The sequence below is a fragment of the Candidatus Terasakiella magnetica genome, from assembly GCF_900093605.1.
Lineage (GTDB): Bacteria > Pseudomonadota > Alphaproteobacteria > Rhodospirillales > Terasakiellaceae > Terasakiella > Terasakiella magnetica.
This window is the reverse complement of record NZ_FLYE01000045.1, coordinates 85,871-105,097: the sequence shown is the minus strand read 5'-3', so window position 1 is coordinate 105,097 and position 19,227 is coordinate 85,871. Positions and strand designations below refer to the sequence as shown.

Annotated in this window: 16 protein-coding genes; 8 read left to right on the top strand and 8 right to left on the bottom strand. The window is 46.5% G+C overall.

Going from position 1 to position 19,227, the window contains the following annotated elements; genetic code table 11:
• Positions 1 to 3: 3 nt before the first annotated feature.
• On the bottom strand, positions 4 to 552 hold the full coding sequence (locus MTBPR1_RS13860) for an EF-hand domain-containing protein (protein WP_083223102.1): 549 nt from the start codon (positions 550 to 552) through the stop codon (positions 4 to 6).
• Between the two features lie 139 nt (positions 553 to 691).
• The gene (locus MTBPR1_RS13855; protein ID WP_069189611.1) at positions 692 to 1,351 is read right to left on the bottom strand and encodes a type 2 periplasmic-binding domain-containing protein; all 660 of its coding nucleotides are present in this window, start codon (positions 1,349 to 1,351) and stop codon (positions 692 to 694) included.
• A gap of 184 nt (positions 1,352 to 1,535) precedes the next feature.
• Here MTBPR1_RS13855 and MTBPR1_RS13850 point away from each other — a divergent pair, with 184 nt between their 5' ends.
• From MTBPR1_RS13850 to MTBPR1_RS13830, 5 genes are read left to right on the top strand one after another with little or no spacing between them, the layout of a single operon-like run.
• Entirely contained in the window at positions 1,536 to 2,816 is a 1,281-nt protein-coding gene (locus MTBPR1_RS13850) for an imelysin family protein (RefSeq protein ID WP_069189610.1), read from the top strand.
• Positions 2,817 to 2,854: 38 nt separating this feature from the next.
• Positions 2,855 to 4,315 carry a multicopper oxidase family protein gene (locus tag MTBPR1_RS13845; protein ID WP_069189609.1) on the top strand — a complete coding sequence of 487 codons (1,461 nt, stop codon included), beginning with the start codon at positions 2,855 to 2,857 and terminating at the stop codon, positions 4,313 to 4,315.
• Positions 4,315 to 5,472 (top strand): di-heme oxidoredictase family protein, encoded by a 1,158-nt coding sequence (locus MTBPR1_RS13840; RefSeq protein ID WP_069189608.1) that lies wholly within the window; start codon positions 4,315 to 4,317, stop codon positions 5,470 to 5,472. The genes MTBPR1_RS13845 and MTBPR1_RS13840 overlap by 1 nt, the downstream gene beginning before the upstream one ends.
• Before the next feature lie 9 nt (positions 5,473 to 5,481).
• Entirely contained in the window at positions 5,482 to 6,492 is a 1,011-nt protein-coding gene (locus tag MTBPR1_RS13835) for an imelysin family protein (protein WP_069189607.1), read from the top strand.
• Between the two features lies 1 nt (position 6,493).
• Positions 6,494 to 7,549: a DUF1513 domain-containing protein gene (locus MTBPR1_RS13830; protein ID WP_069189606.1), complete on the top strand. Its 1,056-nt coding sequence runs from the start codon at positions 6,494 to 6,496 to the stop codon at positions 7,547 to 7,549.
• A 63-nt stretch (positions 7,550 to 7,612) separates the two neighbouring features.
• Here MTBPR1_RS13830 and MTBPR1_RS13825 read toward each other — a convergent pair whose 3' ends face one another.
• The gene (locus tag MTBPR1_RS13825; RefSeq protein ID WP_069189605.1) at positions 7,613 to 8,500 is read right to left on the bottom strand and encodes a CZB domain-containing protein; all 888 of its coding nucleotides are present in this window, start codon (positions 8,498 to 8,500) and stop codon (positions 7,613 to 7,615) included.
• An 88-nt stretch (positions 8,501 to 8,588) separates the two neighbouring features.
• Positions 8,589 to 8,873: a hypothetical protein gene (locus MTBPR1_RS13820; RefSeq protein ID WP_069189604.1), complete on the bottom strand. Its 285-nt coding sequence runs from the start codon at positions 8,871 to 8,873 to the stop codon at positions 8,589 to 8,591.
• A 211-nt stretch (positions 8,874 to 9,084) separates the two neighbouring features.
• Between MTBPR1_RS13820 and MTBPR1_RS13815 the strand changes: the two genes are divergently transcribed.
• Complete coding sequence (locus MTBPR1_RS13815) at positions 9,085 to 12,438, top strand: response regulator (RefSeq protein WP_069189603.1); 3,354 nt, start codon at positions 9,085 to 9,087, stop codon at positions 12,436 to 12,438.
• 8 nt (positions 12,439 to 12,446) lie between these two features.
• On the opposite strand, the gene MTBPR1_RS13810 is transcribed toward MTBPR1_RS13815, so the two are convergent.
• A complete protein-coding gene (locus MTBPR1_RS13810; RefSeq protein ID WP_069189602.1) occupies positions 12,447 to 13,604 on the bottom strand; it encodes an EAL domain-containing response regulator in 1,158 nt (385 codons plus the stop codon).
• A gap of 231 nt (positions 13,605 to 13,835) precedes the next feature.
• Between MTBPR1_RS13810 and MTBPR1_RS13805 the strand changes: the two genes are divergently transcribed.
• Together MTBPR1_RS13805 and MTBPR1_RS13800 are read left to right on the top strand one after the other, a co-directional pair.
• Positions 13,836 to 14,201: a response regulator gene (locus MTBPR1_RS13805; RefSeq protein ID WP_069189601.1), complete on the top strand. Its 366-nt coding sequence runs from the start codon at positions 13,836 to 13,838 to the stop codon at positions 14,199 to 14,201.
• Positions 14,202 to 14,260: 59 nt separating this feature from the next.
• Entirely contained in the window at positions 14,261 to 14,998 is a 738-nt protein-coding gene (locus MTBPR1_RS13800) for a substrate-binding periplasmic protein (protein WP_069189600.1), read from the top strand.
• A gap of 48 nt (positions 14,999 to 15,046) precedes the next feature.
• Here MTBPR1_RS13800 and rpmG read toward each other — a convergent pair whose 3' ends face one another.
• The 3 genes from rpmG to rnr form a co-directional block, all read right to left on the bottom strand.
• Entirely contained in the window at positions 15,047 to 15,214 is a 168-nt protein-coding gene (rpmG, locus tag MTBPR1_RS13795; protein WP_028877909.1) for a 50S ribosomal protein L33, read from the bottom strand.
• 112 nt (positions 15,215 to 15,326) lie between these two features.
• On the bottom strand, positions 15,327 to 16,904 hold the full coding sequence (locus MTBPR1_RS13790) for a S41 family peptidase (protein WP_069189599.1): 1,578 nt from the start codon (positions 16,902 to 16,904) through the stop codon (positions 15,327 to 15,329).
• A 57-nt stretch (positions 16,905 to 16,961) separates the two neighbouring features.
• Complete coding sequence (gene rnr, locus MTBPR1_RS13785) at positions 16,962 to 19,220, bottom strand: ribonuclease R (RefSeq protein ID WP_069189739.1); 2,259 nt, start codon at positions 19,218 to 19,220, stop codon at positions 16,962 to 16,964.
• Positions 19,221 to 19,227: the final 7 nt, after the last annotated feature.

The window sequence follows — 19,227 nt, the reverse complement described above, 5'->3', positions numbered from 1 at the left end:
CAATTATGTGGAGATAAAGGTTTGCTGTGCACTCAACATTGTACTCAGGCTTGAGGCATCTGCATAAGCATTATTAGCTTGTGCATGAGCGGAGTTGCGGAAATTTTGCAATTCCTGTTGAAGCAATTCCAGAATATTTTCTTCAGTTGAAGAACTATCCGTTTCCTCGCTTTCTTCACTAAAAGCTGTTGAGCTCTCACTGTCATCATCATCTTCACTAAGGTTTGAAGATGCGTCTTCCAACGCCTGAAGCAAAGAAGACAGCATGTCCCCGCCCATCATACCAGAACCACCAGAAGGCGGTGGCGGTGGGGGCGGTGGCATTTTGGAAAACTCTTCCTCGCTTACCGAGCCATCACCATCTGCATCCATTTGTGAAAAAATTTCACTGGCTGCAGGGGCATCAGCTGGCGCATCAGCGGGTTTGGCCGCTTCAAACTCTTCCAGAGAAAACTGTCCATCGCCATCAGTATCGATTTTGCTGAACATATCCTGACGTCGTTGAGCGTGATCTATCGACCCGCCCGAGCCATATGAACCTATCGCGTCCATAGTATTTCTCCTATGTAAAAAAACATGCTCACAAAAGCATGGAATGCCTCAAGAAAAAGACACTCATAAAGTTACACGGGTGAAGCTGGCAAAAACTTACGCAAGAAATGAAATTTATTTTAAGGGTGTTGTGAAAACCTTAATCCTGTTTAATCAGGTTATTGAGTTTGGGCAAGATATGGGCATTTTTACGGTGGACTAAATGATACAGTGGGAATTCCCACAAGGCTTTGTCACTTTTGTGGATATTGCTCGTCATATTTGAAGAGCCCACCACGCCTTCAAGACCCACAACCACATCGAGGCGCTTTCTTTCCAGCAGTCTGAAGAGCTCGTCATATGAATTTGCCAGAAAGAAGTTTTTCCCCTGCACTCTTTCTTCTGCGTAAAGCTCCCCACGGATAATCCCCACAGAGTAGTTGTTTAAGTCACCCCATGAGGAAACCTGCACCTCCTCATCCAGACTATAGGCATAAGCCCTGATCGTATGGATGGGATGAGCTGTTCTTAATAAGCTGGGGTAGCGCAAAGTGGCACTTTCAATACGGGCAACTTCACCAAAACAGACCCCTCTGGCGGCCTCTAATAACGATCTTCTATTGGGTAAATCTTTAAAGGCGACTTTATAGCCCAACTTCTTATAGAGTTTTTCCAACTCATCACTGGCCCCTAAATGAATAGAGGGAAATTCAGCCCGGCAAATCGTAACCTGCTGAAAGGCATTGGCTTGCCCAACAGACATCCCCTGATAAAAACATATCAGGCCAAGTAAGATAATAAGCGGTGCATTTCTTGGCATTATATCAATACCTAATAATCAATTCAGCTAAATTAGACTAACCGTAAATTAAAAATATTCAAAGAATATAACCTGAGAATTAGCATAATTTATTTGTGATAATGACTCGCATTGTCATTGACAGCGATTCTTAATTAGCCTATCAATTTCTCATTGATAATCATTCTCATTGATAGGGTTTGTAATGAAGGTTCTTCAACTTCTTAAAACGACTGCAGCGGGAGCAGTCATGATCGCAGCCGCTTCTACAGCACAAGCAGCTGCACCAACTACTGCGGAAATCGTGAAAAACTATTCCGACATTGCACATGCAATGTTTACGGATGCCTACACAACAGCACAAAAACTTAAAACGGCTGTTGATGCCCTTATCGCCAATCCAAGCGATGCAACACTAAAAGCTGCACGCGACGCATGGGTTGCTGCCCGTGTACCATATCAACAAACAGAAGGTTTCCGTTTTGGGAACACTGTTGTTGATGACTGGGAAGGTAAAGTCAACGCATGGCCATTAGATGAAGGTCTCATCGACTATGTTGATGCGTCTTACGGTAAGTCATCTGATGAAAACCCAGCCTACACGCTAAACATCATCGCCAATAAAAAAGTACGTATCGGCCCAGACGTCATTGATGCCACAAACATCACGCCTGAGCTTCTCGAAGGTTCAATCCACGAAGCACAAGAAGTTGAAGCAAACGTTGCCACTGGCTACCACGCTATCGAATTTTTGCTTTGGGGCCAAGATTTAAACGGCACAGAGGCAGGTGCAGGCAACCGTCCAGCAACTGACTTTGATACGAAAAACTGCACAAACGGCAACTGTGATCGTCGTGCACAATTCTTGTCTGCCGCAACGGACCTTTTGATCTCTGATCTGGAATATATCGTTGCTGCATGGGCTAAAGACGGCGAAGCACGCAAAGACATCTCTTCTAAAAATGAAAATGATGCGCTTTCTACAATCTTATCCGGTATCGGTTCACTATCTTATGGTGAATTGGGCGGTGAGCGTATGAAGCTTGGCGTTTTGCTGCATGATCCAGAAGAAGAGCATGACTGCTTTTCTGACAACACACATAACTCTCACTACTATAACCAAGTTGGCATGAACGCGATTTACAATGGTAAATACCAACGTGTTGATGGTTCTGTCATCTTTGGCGCAAGTGTTGCGGGTTTGGCCCAAGCCAAAGCACCAAAAGCACATACACGCCTGCAAGGCCTGCTTGATGCAACAAGTGCCAAAATGGAAGTTATGAAAGTCACTGCTGATAGCGGCAAAATGGCTTACGACCAAATGCTGGCTGAAAACAATGATGCAGGTAACAAAATCCTTCTGGATGTTGTTGACGGTCTTGTGAACCAGACACGCGGTATCGAACAGGTTGTTTCTGAACTCGGCCTGAAGATCGCGGTTGAAGGTTCTGACAGCTTGGATAATCCAACTGCTGTTGGTCACTAAACAGAACATCTCTTCGGGGTATATAGGGGGAAACTATCATGCCTATTTCCAGAAGAAGTGTTATTGGCGGGAGCGCGGCCTTGGTCGCGCTTTCGGCATTTCCACTTCTCGCTAAATCAAGTCTGAGCACTACCCGCCCGGGTGTGCCAAAAAGAAAAAAACCAGTCCTTAACGACACTGTTGTTGAGGCCAATCTGGTCGCTAAAATTCGCCCAACGAAATTGTTTGAAGGTGGGCCAGAACTGCCGCTTTGGACCTATGGCGATGATCTCCTTCCGGTGATCCGCGTTCCCAAAGGTGCCCGTCTTCGCACCACCCTAAAAAATGAATTACCTGAACATACCTCCATTCACTGGCATGGCATCCGCCTGCCCAACCATATGGACGGTGTGCCTTATGTCACCCAGCAACCTGTTGAGCCGGGTGAGAGCTTTACCTATGATTTCACCGTGCCTGATACGGGCATGTTCCCTATGCATTCACATTGCAACCTGTCCACCCAGTTGGGTAAAGGGCTCGCGGCAGCCTTGATTGTTACGGGTGATGAAACCAGACCTTATGATGATGACGTCTTATGCGTGATCAAAGACTGGCACCTTGATGAAAACGGTAACTTCACCGATTTCACCACACCAAAAGGCGCAAGCCGCAGCGGCACCTTTGCCACAGCGCGTAGCGTGAACCTGCAAAAACTTCCGGTCATGGAAGTGCCAGCGGGTGGTGACGTGCGTGTTCGCATGATGAGTGTCAATAACTCGCGCGTAAACCAAATCGGCATTGAAGGCGCAAATGGTGCAGCTATCATCGCAACCGATGGTCAGGCTGTTGCCCCCTTCCCGCTTAAAACATGGCGTTTGGGTTCAGCCATGCGCATCGACGTTGTGGTACGCACACCAGAGCCGGGCAAAGAAGTCATCATTTATGATTATTTCGCGCCACAGCCCGTGCCAATTGCCAAACTAAAATCCGTTGGCCCTATGTTAGATCGCGGGGAGTTTGACCCAGCGCCCCTTTATGCCCCTGACATTGCCGAGCCGGACCTTTCTAACGCGATACATGAGCGTGTGGAATTTACCGCAACCGCCACGGCCTCCCCACCGGACATTAATCTGCCCGATGGACAGGTCTTGAAAATGGCAGATGCGCTGTGTTTGTCTGATGAAACCTTCTGGGCGATCAATCAACGCACATGGCCCCAAGATGGGCATAAAACATTACCTGCCCCGTTGTTTAACCTCAAACGCGGGCGCACCTATGTTTTTGAATTGGTCAATGCCACACCGCATGTGCACCCTATTCACATTCATGGTCATACATTCCTCTATTTAAAATCAAACAAAAAATCTTTGCCGAAACACTTCACCGATACGGTTCTTATTCGTCCAAAAGAACGGGTACATGTGGCCTTTGTTGCCGATAACCCGGGTGATTGGATGTTCCATTGCCATATTGTTGAACATGAAGAAACAGGAATGATGGGCATCATCAACGTCACTTAATGAAAAAAACAACGTTCGTACTCTGTGGCTTGTTGCTGGGGACTTCCTCAGCACAAGCTGCTTCTTTAGATTTTGCAATGGGTAAAGCCTTGTTTGATCGCCCTTGGACCTCTGCACCGGCTTCAACACAGGCAACAGACGGTCTTGGCCCTTTGTTTAATGCCCGTTCCTGTGTGGCGTGCCACCCAAAAGGCGGGCGTGGCAAGATCACTGTGTCCAACGATGGTAAAATCGGCGGTCTGGGTTATGTGCTGCGCCTTGGCAATGAAAAAGGGGAAGCCGACCCGATCTATGGTCGCCAGCTTCAAACCAATGCCATTCATGGGCAAAAGGCCGAAGCCCGTGTCTATCTGGATGATAATTATTACCGTATTGAAGACTTAGCTTACGGGGAAATGTCACCAGAAACAAACTATGCGGGTCGTCTTTCCCAACCCCTTTTTGGCCTTGGTTTGCTTGAAGACGTGAGTGATGAGACCATTCTTGCACAGGCTGACCCCGAGGATAAAAATAACGATGGTATTTCCGGTCGCCCCAATATGATCAATGGTCAGCTTGGGCGTTTTGCGTGGAAAGCCACCGCCCCGACTTTGCGCATTCAAGCCGCTAACGCCTTTTCAAACGATATTGGCATGTCCACGCCAATTCATCGCCATCACTTTGGCGATTGCACCGCAAAACAGCCAGAGTGCCAAAAAGGCCCCCATGGCGACAGTGTGCAGTTTGAGAATTTAGAGATTGATAGCAAGATGCTTAATCTTGTTGCGCTTTACCTCAAAAGATTAAAAGCCCCAACCCCACAGGTTCAAGAAACCTTGCCTTTGTTTAAGGATGTGGGTTGTGCCTCTTGTCATACACCAGAGCTTACCACCAAATCAGGCAAAAAAGTCGCAGCCTATAGCGACCTTCTTTTGCATGATATGGGCGACGGGCTAGCTGATGGTATTGCAGAAGGTCAGGCCAGTGGGCGCGAATGGCGCACCCAGCCTTTATGGGGAACCTCAAATACAAAACGTTTCTTACATGACGGTCGTGCCACTTCCGTTGAAGAAGCCATTAACTGGCATGGTGGGGAAGCTCAAAGAGCAAAAGAAAACTTCCTCAAGCTTTCTGCCAGCGACAAACACCGTCTCATTTCTTTTTTAAACAGCCTTTAAGGATTTAAAATGAAGCGCCTCTTTCTTTTCTTCTTTTTTATCGCCCTTGTGCCACTTAACGCCCAGAGTGCCGATAAATTACAACATGACATTTCCAAAAAGGTAACGCATGATTTTATCGTTCCTGCCTATGGGGAATTTGCAAAACAGGCCACTAAACAAGCACAAGCTTGGGAGAAATCCTGTAAGGCTGATGATTTAAAAGCTGTTTATCATGACACAGCAGATGCGTGGTCTGCGGTTCAACATATTACCTTTGGTCCGGTTTCTTTCCTGCTTAGAAAAGATCGCCTCTATCACTGGCCAGAACGTCGCAATGCGGTTTCAAAAGGCATGAACAAGCTTTTGGCAAAAAATGACGAAGCTTTGCTTGACCCTAAAAAATTTACCCGCACAAGTGTGGCGGTACAAGGCTTGCCCGCGCTTGAGCGTCTTGTCTTTACAGATATGATGAGCGATGAGTGGTCTTGTAAGGTTGGTCAAGCCATTGCCAAGAACATTTCTGACATTGCCAATGACACGCTCAAAGACTGGACAGACCTTCAAGGTGTGATCATCAAAGGTGAAGGCCACCCGTTGTATTTTGAAACAATGAGTGAAGTGACCATCCGTCTCTTTACCGAGCTTTTGGCGGGTTTCCAGATGATTACAGATCAAAAGATTGCCTTGCCTATGGGAACTGGCATTAAAAAAGCCAACGGCCGTCGTGCTGAAGGCTGGCGCAGTAATCGTCCAAACGTCTTTGTGGTTAAAAATGCCAATGCGCTTTATGCCATGGCCCAGCCTTTCATGACCTTCCTGCCTAAAGCGGAGAAGGAAGAGCTCACGAAACAATATGCAACGTTCCTTACAGCAGCAGAAGCACTTCCTGCCATTCCAACTGCGGTTAAAGATGTTGCCATGCGAGAACAATTAAAAGATTTCCTCAAAATCAGTAAGGAAACACGGGCGCTGATCATCAAACAATTTACCCAACATCTCGGTATTCCGGTTGGGTTTAACAATCTAGATGGAGACTAATATGCATCGTCGTACATTTTTGAAAGCATCTCTTGGGGGGATGTCTGCTGTTGCTTTTTGCAAAAATGTAAACGCATCGACACTTAATCAGGGCTGGTTTAGCGGGATCAAAGATTCCGCTGATCGCTTTGGCGTGGTTCATATTGGTGCTGACTTTAACGTCACGCCTTTATTCCTCACCCAACAGCGCCTGCATGGGATTTCAAAACACCCGCTTAAGGCCGAAGTCGTCGCCCCTGCGCGTCGCCCCGGTATTGAGCTGTTTGTTTTTGATCTCAATTCTAAAAAACTCACAACCATCAAGGCTGCAAAAGGCCGTCACTTCTTTGGTCATGGGAACTACTCCAAAGATGGTGCGCGTTACTTCATTACTGAAAGCGCCATTGGTGAAGATAAAGGCGTTGTGGGTGTTTATGATGCGCTTAACGGCTATGAGCGCATCGGCGAGTTTGATAGTGGTGGCGTTGGCCCCCATGAAAGCCGCATCAGCCCGGATGGCAAAACCCTTATCGTTTCAAACGGTGGCATTTTGACCCATCCTGATACGGGGCGTGCCAAACTCAACCTTGATACCATGGCCCCGAACCTCAGCTTTATTGATGTTGCCAGTGGTAAAATAACCAAGCAGCTGTCATTGCCTGAAAGCCAGCATAAACTCTCCATGCGCCATATGGATGTGGACACAGATGGCACGATTTATATCGGTTTACAAGATCAGGAAAAAGGCCGTTTGGATCAGCCACTGGTATGGAAAACCCAAGGTGACAAACTGGTTGCCATGGCAGAACCTGCAAAAGGTTGGAAAATCTTTAACGGCTATATCGGCAGTGTCTGTGCCAACAACGGTGCGCTGAGTGTTTCTTCACCGCGTGGCAATGCGGTATACATGTGGTCAAAAGATGAAAACCGCGCTTATCTTTCCGAAGATATCTGCGCTGTTGCCAAACTTCCCGGCGATGGCTTCATGATGACCACGGGTAAAGGCAAAATCATGGATGTGAGGGGACGAGAAGCCACACATGGCTATCGTTTTGATAACCACTGCACCCCTGCTTAAATAGACTTTATCACCGATATGATACATTGAAGGGCCCCTTTTTTTTAGGGGCCTTTCTTGTTTTTAAAGCTTGATGGCGCGCATACGGATATTGGAGGTTTTATTATCCTGCATGCGATGTTCCAAATGGGTCAGGCGTGAAACGATATCGTGGCTCGCTTGAATGACTTTTTGATAAGAAATATCCGCGCCTTCATAATCATTGCGGTTAAGTTCTGACATGGTTTTGTGCGACAACTCATGAAAAGCATGGTGGGAGCTTTCTAGATGCTCAAACTCATCATCTTTTAAATAATTCTCCCGCCCGATGGTATTGATCCAAACACCAAGGCTGCATTCATCAGCATGTTGGATTTTCTTCAGTTTTATATTGCGCTGAAAGCCTTTACCCAAATTTTGCACCCAGATCACATGGTTTAGCCGGGCTGCATTAATATCAAAGACAGAGGCTAGTTTTGCCATTTTCTTTTTGCGAAAGGCATACCATGGCACTTTCGTGCGATCCAGATACATGGGGAAAGGTTCGTCTTCTTTTTCCGCGCCTAAAAACTTGTTAAAGGCCCCTTTTGCCTGATCAATCACCCCCTCATAATCGTTAGAAGCCACACTGAGCTCTAACGTGGTCAGCAGATAAACCACATCGCGGCTGCTGGCACGCAAGCGGTTGATCATCGCCAAGGCACGGTCTTTATCGCCATGGAGCTTAAGGTCAATGATCTCATCGGCAATGGTATGAAAGTTGTTATGCTCTTCTTTAAGTTTCCAAATCTCAGGAAACTGACCATATTTGCGCAAACCGCTGGAATAAATCCAATGGCCCAAATCACAATTGGCATGAATGCGTGAAGAAGAAGCAATACTGCCCCCAAGGGCGAGACGCTCCAGTTCCAACTCCCACCCCACATGAGCCAAGCGTGCAACATTTACATCCAGGGTGATATCTAAAGCCATTGTCTTTCCTTGCTTATTTTTAGTTTGCATACAATATTAAGCACAAACATATAAGCAGCTGCTAATAACTTAAATGATATCTATCAATTTACTTTTTTTTGAGCGTTTTAAATAAACCATAGCCTGCCAAGCCAGCAACCGCTGCCAAGACAATCGGCCCACCAAAGCCAGACAAGCCGAGCCCTAATTTTAGGCCACAGGCCTTACCTGTGAAAAAACCACCGCCTGCTGAAACCATACCCGCATGATGGGCTGCACCTAAACCGGCACCAGCGCCTGTTGTTTTAAGGCTTGTAACCTGTTGAACTACGCTCTGTACAGTAGATGCCTGATCCAAAATTTCAGCTGAACTGTTCCGATTTTCTTTTACCATAAGAGAGACTTTCGCAGGTATATTTAAAATGCTTAATATACATATCCCATTACACCAAAGAAAACTACTTTAAAACAATTCTCTATCAATCATATAAAAAGTGAAATTGGTTGTTCACAAGTGCCTTTCAGATAGTTAGCATGAACATGTAAATATGTATATTTTCTCTATTGTTAAAGAACATGTGAAAGCCCAATGGGAGCCCTGCTAAATGCTGAAAACTTTATGGCGTAGACTTGAAATCTATAAGTCTCCCCTTACCCGCAAGGTCACCATTGGCGTATTTCTTGGTATCATCCTCATTGAGATCATTATCCTTGTTCCTTCCTACAATAATAAAGAGAAGGAACTGCTTAATGGATTGACCTCAAAAATCGATTTGATTGCCACGTCGATTTTACCCATTAGTGAGCTCAGCCTTGAACATCGCTTGGGTCTGCTTCGTGAAGTCCCTGATATCATCCATCTTTATGATGCCGATGCGCTTGATGAAGAACAGATGGAGATTTATTCACGCTCTTCTCATACCCTCACCCTCTCTCATAACCTGCCTGATGATAAAGACAGACGGGTTGTGATTATTGCAGATGCTGCCTTTGTCCCCGTTGAAATGAATGCTTATGTGGGGCGCATCGTCGGGCTGATCCTGATTATTTCTGCCTTTGTGACGGTCGTGACCATGTTGGTGCTGGAACGCTTACTCATTAACCCATTGATGAAGCTCAACACCGCGCTTAATTCCAATAAGGATGATGTAAATATCGAAGCCCTTTCTGATGATATGCTCGATAGGCGCGATGAGTTGGGGGATTTGGCACGCTCTTATAAATCCCTTGGCGATAATATCTCGGCAGCTTTTTCAGAAATTGAGGTTTTAGCGCGTTTTCCTTATGAAAACCCAAACCCGATTTTGCGCTGTTCTTCTGATTTTAAAATCATGTATTCCAACACCATTGCATGGAATGAAACAGGATTTTTCAAAGATAGTGAAAAAAGCATCATTTGTGATGACCTAAAATACAGTGTCAAACATACCTTAGATGAGAACCAGAACGCCACCCAAACAATCAATTGTAATGGCACCATTTATTCCTGCACGCTGGTCCCCATCAAGGAATATGGCTATTGCAATCTTTATGCACGTGATATCACCTCGCAAATCCGTGCTGAAAAAGCCCTGCAAAGCCTAAACCTTCAGCTGGAAGATGTGGTGCGTGATCGCACAAGAGAGCTTGAAAAACAAAAAAGCCAGCTTAGTGCCACCATCAGCGCATCGCTTGATGCCATTATCATTATGTCACTTGATGGACGCATCGTTGAATTCAGTCAATCTGCAGAAAGTGTCTTTGGCTATAAAACCTCTGAGGTGATGGGTAAAATCCTGTCTGACTATCTTATTCCTGAACAATTTAAAGAATCTCATGACAAAGGGTTGCTGCATTTCATTGAAACAGGTGAAGGCAATGTCATTGGCAAACGTATTGAGATTGAGGCCCAACATAAAGACGGTCATGTCTTTCCAATTGAGCTCGCTATTCATGTTTCAGGTTCTGGTGAGGAACGTTTGTTCATTGCTTATTTGCGCGATATCAGCAGCCGAAAAGAACAAGAACAAGACCTGATCCTTGCCAAAGAACATGCTGAAAGCGCCAACACGGCCAAGTCTGAATTCTTGGCTACCATGAGCCATGAAATTCGCACCCCTATGAATGGCGTGATCGGCATGACCGGCCTGTTGATGGATACGGGCCTGAACGATGAGCAACATCATTATGCCGATACTATCCGCCATTCTGGTGAAGCACTCATGCGTATTATTAATGATATTCTGGATTATACAAAAATCGAGGTCGGTAAGCTTGAGCTGGAAGAATCCGATTTTGACATGGTTCAGCTCTGTGAGAGTGTGGTTGACCTGCTTGCCTCTAAAGCCATGGAAAAAGGCCTTCAGTTTGGCTCCCTTGTTTCACCCGAGATTAACGGAACCTATAAGTCTGATCCCGGTCGTATTCGCCAAATCTTGCTCAACTTCATCACCAACGCCATCAAATTCACCACCGAAGGCGCTGTGATTTTACGTGTGGAAGATACAGGCCAAGGTATCCGCTTTGAAGTTGAAGATAACGGCATTGGCATTAGTGAAGAAGATGCTGACAAACTCTTCCAAAAATTCACACAAGTTGATGCCTCAACAACGCGCAAATATGGCGGCACGGGACTTGGCCTTGCCATCTCAAAACTGATTGTTGAGGCCCTTGGCGGAGAGATCGGGCTCACCAGTGAACTAGGTAAGGGCAGCACCTTCTGGTTTACCCTTCCTTTGGAACGACTAGAAGCCAGCCCGTTACTGGCACAAGATGAAAAGAGCGTTCTGGAGAACAAACAAGCCCTGATCATTGATGATAATCAGGTCAACCGTGAGATTTTCGACATTAATATGTCCTCATGGGGGATGAAAACCACTTTATGCTCAAGCGTCAAAGAGGCCCTCAAACAAAGTGATGCCCATGACTTTGACATCATTATGCTTGATTTCAATATGCCCGATCAAAACGGGAGCGACTTCTTAAAAGAGTACCAGCAAAAGAATAAGGAAAAGACCGTTCCCGTGGTTCTGGCAACCTCCTCTAATGAAGTCAGCGAAGAAATCAAACCCCATATTGAACAATTCATCCTCAAGCCAATTCGTCAACAGGCCTTAAAGAATGTATTGCTCAGCTGTTTGTGTGAGAAAACAAAAGAGGCACTGCAAAGTCATTCGACCCCTGTTCAAGACAAGCCCCTTGTTCGCACACAAGAACAACTGCGTATTCTTGTGGCTGAAGACAATCAGGTTAACCAAATGGTTGCCCAAGGTATTTTAAAGAAACTCGGCCATTACGTGGATGTAGCCTCAAATGGCCTTGAAGCCATCAATGCGGTTGAGAACCTACCTTATGATATGGTCTTAATGGATATCCAGATGCCGGAATGTGATGGCTATCAAGCCACGCGTGAAATTCGCGCACGCTCCGCCAGCTATGCCAATATCCCCATTGTCGCCATGACAGCCAATGCCATGTCTGGGGACCGGGAAAAATGCCTCCTTGCGGGTATGAATGATTATCTCTCTAAACCCGTCACCGCCGATAAATTAAGCAGCTGTATTGAGCAATTGCTGGGACGTTTTAATGAAACAAGTGACATTCCAACTGAAGAGTCACACCATGAGCCTGAAATCCGTCATGGCAGTACCAAGTTATGGAATGAAGAAACAGTCGAGACTATGATTTCCGATCTGGATCTTGATGGTTATCAAATGTTGTTGCGCACGTACCTTAAAAACACGCTCACGCGACTTGAAAATATTTCAGCAGCCATGGATGATAACGACAATGCCCGCCTGAAAAAAGAAGCCCACAGCCTGAAAGGGGCCTCCAACTCCATTGGTGCAAAAGAGATTGCAGATATGGCTGTACGCCTTGAACAGCAAGTTGAAGACGACATTCCAAATGCAGAGCAACTCAATGCAGCCTTTGAGACTTTCAAAGCTGAAGCAACAAAACGTTTTTTATCTGAGGCTTGAGTAAAGCTTTAAAGCTTGGACTTCCAGTCTTGCACCCATGCGGTAAAGTCCGCAGAGACCATTGGTTTTCCCATCAAATAGCCTTGGGCAATATCACAACCGGCATCTTTGAGGAAATCCCAATGTTCTTGGGTTTCCACACCTTCAGCAACCACCTTAAGCCCCAAGGCCTTAGCAAGCCCAAGGATTGCATTAATGATGATGCGAGAGTCTTTATCCTTATGGGCATCCATCACGAAAGAGCGATCGATTTTCAGCTCGGAAAACGGCATGCGATGGAGCTCAACCAATGAAGAATAGCCTGTACCAAAATCATCAATGGAAACGCTAATACCCTTAATGCGCAGACGAGTTAAAATATCCAACGTCTTTTGCGCATCAATCATTGCACTGGTTTCTGTTACTTCCAAAATCAGCTGATTTGCAGGCAGTCCATATTTTTCAAGTGTTTGAGCAACCTTCATGGGGAAATCAAGATCAATGAGCGACGCCGCAGAAAGGTTGACTGCAACCGCAATATCAAAGCCTTTATCTTTCCAGCTCGCCGCCTCTTTCACAGCTAAATCAAGGACCTGATAGGTCATCGGTTCAATCAAGCCGGATTGTTCTGCCAGCGTGATAAATTCATCAGGAAAAATAAGGCCGCGATCAGGTTCTTGCCAACGCACCAAGGCTTCGGCAGAGGTCACGGCTTTCGTGTTCATATCCACTTTTGGTTGGAAAGTGAGAAACAGGCGGTCCGTATTGATCGCATTATTTAAATCAGATTCACGCACTGCTTTTGTTGTATGAGGTACATTTGCCAATACTTCACGCAAGCCAGCGCCCGTAATGGGTTTGCGAATATTGCCAATCACTTCAAGGCCAAAATCAGACCCTAAATTCATCGCGCTTTTTAACAGGCGTTCATCAAAGCTGCTGATCAGCGCAATGGCTGACTTACAACCAATGGACCCAAGATAGCGCAAAACTTCAATACCGTCACAATCACTCAAGGATAAATCCTGAATGATGACATCCGGTTTCATTTTATCTACTTTTTCTTTGAACTCTTTCAGCTCTGCCGCTGTCTCAACTTCAAACCCTTCTTTGGCAGCCAGTAGAGAAATCAACTGGCGAATTTCTTCGTCATCATCAAAGACAATCAAGGAACGGTTAGAAGACATACAAAAGACCTATTTTTTTTCAGCGCGTTATTTTTGCAAATTATATGCGAATTTATATACGTGTTCTATCATAGATGCACGATTGTTAAAAACATTTCAACAAATAAACGACAGTTTTCTTTGTTTAGCAATGAGGTAAAAGCCCTTTTATTTCACCTTCGTGATTTGACTTATAGCTGCGTATAAGCCATCCTGTAAAAAATAAAGAATTCCACATAGAGCCGAAAAAAAATGAGCAAGACAGTCCTGATTGTAGAAGACAATGAAATGAACATGAAACTGTTCAATGATTTGTTGCAGGCACATGATTATAACACTGTGCAAACAGACAACGGACACAACGTCAAAGAGCTGGCGCTTAAACATAAGCCAGACCTCATTATTCTTGATATTCAGCTCCCTGAGATTTCGGGGCTGGATGTGGCGCAGGTTCTAAAGTCTGATGAGAGCGTAAAGCATATCCCAATTATCGCCGTCACCGCCTTTGCCATGAAAGGTGATCAAGAGAAAATCTTGAAAGGCGGCTGTGATGGCTATATCTCCAAACCTATTTCTGTTCCCCTCTTTTTAGAAACAGTTTCAAAATTCCTTGAATAGGTTTGTGATATACCTATCTTTATGTATAGGTTTTCACCTCCTGTACAGGGAAAGGTAATATGCTTCTTAGGTCACTCTGCCTGATAATTTCTCTTTTATTCAGTAGCTTCAGTGTTTCTGCTGCTGATTTTTTAAATTTAAGCGCCATTCAACATTCTGATAATTCAAATATCAGCGAGCTTGTTTTACGCGAGGCTTATAAGAAAATCGGGATTGAGATTTTCATCACCCCTTTACCTGCCAAACGATCCCTACATCATTCCAATCAAGGACGAGCTGATGGTGAGCTCTTCCGTATTGCCGGGATGGAAAAAACCTATAAAAACTTGGTTCCGGTCCCCATTCCCATCAACTTTCTTGATGCTATGGTCATGAGCCATAAAACCACGTTTGATGTAAATGGGTGGGAAAGTCTCAAACCCTACATGCTTGCAATCAGACGTGGGGTCAAGTTCTCAGACACAGCCACCCAAGGAATGAAACGCACGTTTCTTAATTCCAATATCGGGCTGGGGAGAATCCTTTTAGAGGACAACCAAGTCGATCTCGCCATCATTGCACGGGTCAATGGCCTAAGCGTCATCCAGCAATTAAATGAAGTAAAAGCAACGACTGATCTCAAACTGCTTGAGCCGCCTTTACAATCCTACCCGCTTTATCATTACCTGCATAAACGCCATGCGCATCTAATTGATAGACTCACCCAAGCCTTAAAAGAAATGCAAAGCAAAGGCCGCATTCAAGAAATTCGTAACTACTATCTAGCGCTAAAATACAGCAATAAAAAAGAGCCCTGAAATCTCAAGGGCTCTTTTCTAATAAGGTATACTTTAAGAAAGTTAAGATTATTTAATCTTAGCTTCTTTAAAAAGCACGTGCTTGCGTACCACCGGGTCGTATTTGCGGAATTCCAGCTTCTCGGTGATGTTACGTGGGTTTTTCTTAGTTACGTAGAAATAACCTGTGTCAGCGGTGCTTACCAGTCTAACCTGAATGGTGGTCGGCTTAGCCATCTTACTTAATCCTGTAGCAAAAAATTGCGTCTGTGAGGGCCGGACAATACAGGCATTTTTGCCCATGTCAAGCACGTTTCTACGATTTTGTTACAATCTGTTCAAACTTCCCCTATTGCGCCACTGTTGCGATGGTCGTAAAGCCCATAAATCGTTGATACAGACCGGGATCAAGGATGATATTGCGGGCAATTTCACTATCGATTCTTTTCTTTCGACGATCAGGTGCACAAGATTGGCGCAAAATTTTACGCCCTTTGCGGTCTTCAATCCCAACGGTTTGCCAGTTCTTGCGCAAATCCTTGCCATCAACTTCCCATAAGGCCGGTCCACGCGCCTTATTTCCATCAATACCACTGGTGCAAACTGAGGGGCGCACGCCTAATCCATGAAAGGCATACCCGCTTGGGGCTATAAGGCGCGACCATGTCACGGTGATTTCCCCATCATTGGGCAGGCGCTGCACGGACTGCACTGTGCCTTTGCCATAAGACGAGCTCCCCACCACCACCGCACGGGCACGGTCTTGAAGGGCAGCAGCCACAATTTCAGAGGCTGAGGCACTTTTACCATTGAGCAACACCACAATGGGTCGCCCTTGGGACACATCAAGATTATCAGCCTCATAAGTCTCAAAACTATCAGGATGGCGTCCTTGGGTGGAAATTATACGACCACCTGCGACAAATAAATCAGCCACCTGTACGGCGCGTTTAAGCAACCCACCGGGGTTGTTGCGCAGATCAAGCACAATCCCTTTAAAGCGCTGCCCATGCATCAGGGCATAATCCTGAACATCTTGTGAAAGGTTGCCCAAGGTGCGTTCATTAAAACCGGACAGCCGGATATTCATAATCCCGTCTTCAAAGCTGCTCCACACCGTTTGTGGGATCACCAGTTCGCGCCAGACGAAAAGCTTTTGCACAACCCCTGTATCAGGGCGTTCAATCTGCAAAGTCACTTCGGTCTGGATTTTTCCCCGCAACAAGGCAGAAACCTCCAAATACCCCTTCGCGACCACAGGGATGTCATTCACACGGATGATGATATCGCCTTTTTTAACGCCCGCCTTAAACGCAGGACCGTCATGAGCAACGCGACTGACCATAAAACGCTCATCAATTTTCTTGATGGTCATACCCAAACCGCCAAATCCTTCACGGCGATCACGATGGCCTTCAGCCTCATTCTTTCCGGCATAGCGCGAGAAGATATCGAGGTTGGATAAAGACGCATCAAAAACCGCCTCATAGATGCGCTCGGCATTTGTTGCGGCTAAATCAGGGGAATGGACCCACAAGGCCTGCACCACCTCATAAACCGCATCAGACCAGCTTTCACTATCATGTGCCAAAGGTTCCACAACGGCTTTGACAAATTCATCGCCATAGCGCACCTCAATCACACCGTCTTTTTCTTCAATACCAATTTCAGGATCAATGGTAGCAAGGCCGCGCATACCTTCAAGACCAAGCGAGCGCACATCAACATCACTTAAGGCACGCTCAGAAATACTGTAAAAGCCCGATGCCAGAACACCAGATACTTCGTCTTGGGGTAAAGACAGGCGCATTTCATCGGCAGCCTTATCCAGCACAGCCTGCTTTAAAGGTGTTTGTGGTGTCACACATCCCCCCAGCGCCAAAAGCCCTGCAAAGAGGAATATGATGGATGTATGTGCGCGTTTCATCGCCATATCATGACAAATTATTAATAAAACTGCGAGTCAAAACAGCTCGCGCCTTATTCACCTACTACGACGCCTGCTGTTTGATGATTTTTTAAAGCCTTTGCGATGACCTTTCTTGGGACGTCGCCCGCCACCGCCCGCCTTGGCAGCCTTTGCCACATCTTCAGGGCTAAGAACGATGTTAAACACCATCCCGCCTGTGACCGTATCAGCTTCCATCAGTTTGACTTCAACGATCTGCCCAAGGCGGAAGGTAAAGCCACTGCGCTTGCCCACCAAGGTATGGAGCTGTTCATCATGATCATAATAATCTTGCGGTAAAGACCGGATGGGCACCAGACCGTCTGCACCTGTTTCATCCAGCGTGACGAACAGGCCAAAACGGGTCACCCCATTTACCCGTGCGCCAAAACTGGCCCCGACACGATCAGCTAAAAACAAGGTGGTATAGCGATCCATCGCATCGCGCTCTGCTCCGGCTGCGCGGCGCTCAGTCTTTGAAAGATGTTCACCCATATCGCTAAAGTCTTTAGCGTCTTCTGTGAGCCCGCCTTCACCAAGGCCATAGCCGCGAATAAGCGCGCGATGGACCAACAGGTCGGAATAACGTCTAATCGGTGATGTGAAATGAGCATAACGGTTTAGCGACAAGCCAAAGTGACCGATATTTTCAGGGTTATATTCCGCCTGAGACTGGGAGCGCAGCACGACCATATTGACCATATGGTTTTGGTCGGTTTCGCGCACCTGCCCTAAAATCCGGTTAAAGATTTTCGGGTTAGGCTGCTGCCCCTTTGCAATCTTGATATCCAATGAGCCCAAGAACTGGCGCAAGGCTTCCATCTTTTCAAGGCCCGGCGCATCATGCACGCGATACATACAAGGCTGGCGTTTATGCTCTAACGCTTCAGCCGCCGCCACATTAGCCGTGATCATAAACTCTTCGATCAGCTTGTGGCTATCCAGACGTTGGCGTTTATCGATTGAGGCAACCTTGCCTTCCTCGTTAAAGGCCATTTTGCGTTCCGGCACATCCAGCTCCAGCACATTGCGCTCTGCTCGATAGCGTTGAAAGCTTTCATAAGCCCCATAAAGCGGGTTAATGACAGTTTCCACGATATGTTCTGTCACATCATCTAACTGCCCGTCACGCGCTTCTTGAGCCTGCTCGTAAGTTAATCGCGCATGGGATCGCATGAGAGCGCGCACAAATTTATGGCGCAACAAATGCCCATCTGCATCAATCCACATATGAACCGCCACACAACCACGGTCTTCATGGGGCACAAGCGAGCACCAACCATTAGAAAGGGCTTCAGGCAACATGGGTACTACACGGTCTGGAAAATAGACCGAATTGCCCCGCTCATAAGCACAGCGATCCAGATCATCACCCGTGCGCACATAATGGGACACATCGGCAATGGCCACAATAATATGCCAGCCGCCTTCATTTTTCGGGTCTGTATCAGGTTCTGCAAAAACCGCATCGTCATAATCGCGCGCATCGGCCCCATCAATAGTCACCAAGGGAACATCGCGCAAATCCACACGTTTGCCCAAAGGTACAGCTTGGGCTGTTTCCGCCTGCTCAACCGCTTCTTTGGTAAATTCTGTCGGGATATCATGGGCGTGGATACAGACAAGGGAGACAGCCTTGGGCTGATCGGTATCGCCCAAACGTTCCACCACCTTGGCAGGTTTCAGGCCAAAGACCCGACCGGGCAAAGGCTCACATAAAACCAGCTCACCACTTTCAGCTTCCATTGCGTTTTCAGGCGCAATAATCATTTCAGATTTTGCCCGACGATCGGTTGGCACCAATCGCCCACCGCCATCACCACCCGCCTGATAAACCCCTAAAATACGCGAGGGCGCTTCTGAGATTTGGCGAATGACTTGGGCTTCATATTCTTTTGCAGACAGTTTATGCATGCGACAAAGCACACGATCGCGCAAACCATAGGCCGTGCGCCCGCCTGATTGGGAAACATAAACCTTGGGCGGCTTATCGTCTCCTTGCCAGCTCAGCGGCTTGGCTAAAAGCTCGCCATCTTCATCAATACCAATAATTTCCAGCACCGCCACATCCGGCATGGAGCCTGGTGTTGCAAAGCGTCGCTTGCCACCACGGCCCAACTTGCCATCGCGCTCCAGCTCTTTAAGCACTTTTTTGAGTTGGATTTTTGCAGGACCGCGCAAGGCAAAGGCACGGGCGATTTCTCGCTTGCCAACAGAACCGGGCGATTCATTGATAAACTCAAGAATCTGCGCCTTGGTCGGAAACGGAATGGGCTTGCGGGTTTGATCTGTCACAATTTTA

Coding starts and splice junctions, on each gene's coding strand:
- MTBPR1_RS13840 (WP_069189608.1), top strand. CDS start 4,315: ATGAAAAAAACAACGTTCGTACTCTGTGGCTTGTTGCTGGGGACTTCC.
- MTBPR1_RS13845 (WP_069189609.1), top strand. CDS start 2,855: ATGCCTATTTCCAGAAGAAGTGTTATTGGCGGGAGCGCGGCCTTGGTC.
- MTBPR1_RS13810 (WP_069189602.1), bottom strand. CDS start 13,604: ATGTCTTCTAACCGTTCCTTGATTGTCTTTGATGATGACGAAGAAATT.
- MTBPR1_RS13830 (WP_069189606.1), top strand. CDS start 6,494: ATGCATCGTCGTACATTTTTGAAAGCATCTCTTGGGGGGATGTCTGCT.
- MTBPR1_RS13815 (WP_069189603.1), top strand. CDS start 9,085: ATGCTGAAAACTTTATGGCGTAGACTTGAAATCTATAAGTCTCCCCTT.
- MTBPR1_RS13790 (WP_069189599.1), bottom strand. CDS start 16,904: ATGAAACGCGCACATACATCCATCATATTCCTCTTTGCAGGGCTTTTG.
- MTBPR1_RS13855 (WP_069189611.1), bottom strand. CDS start 1,351: ATGCCAAGAAATGCACCGCTTATTATCTTACTTGGCCTGATATGTTTT.
- MTBPR1_RS13820 (WP_069189604.1), bottom strand. CDS start 8,873: ATGGTAAAAGAAAATCGGAACAGTTCAGCTGAAATTTTGGATCAGGCA.
- MTBPR1_RS13850 (WP_069189610.1), top strand. CDS start 1,536: ATGAAGGTTCTTCAACTTCTTAAAACGACTGCAGCGGGAGCAGTCATG.
- MTBPR1_RS13805 (WP_069189601.1), top strand. CDS start 13,836: ATGAGCAAGACAGTCCTGATTGTAGAAGACAATGAAATGAACATGAAA.
- MTBPR1_RS13825 (WP_069189605.1), bottom strand. CDS start 8,500: ATGGCTTTAGATATCACCCTGGATGTAAATGTTGCACGCTTGGCTCAT.
- rpmG (WP_028877909.1), bottom strand. CDS start 15,214: ATGGCTAAGCCGACCACCATTCAGGTTAGACTGGTAAGCACCGCTGAC.
- MTBPR1_RS13860 (WP_083223102.1), bottom strand. CDS start 552: ATGGACGCGATAGGTTCATATGGCTCGGGCGGGTCGATAGATCACGCT.
- MTBPR1_RS13800 (WP_069189600.1), top strand. CDS start 14,261: ATGCTTCTTAGGTCACTCTGCCTGATAATTTCTCTTTTATTCAGTAGC.
- MTBPR1_RS13835 (WP_069189607.1), top strand. CDS start 5,482: ATGAAGCGCCTCTTTCTTTTCTTCTTTTTTATCGCCCTTGTGCCACTT.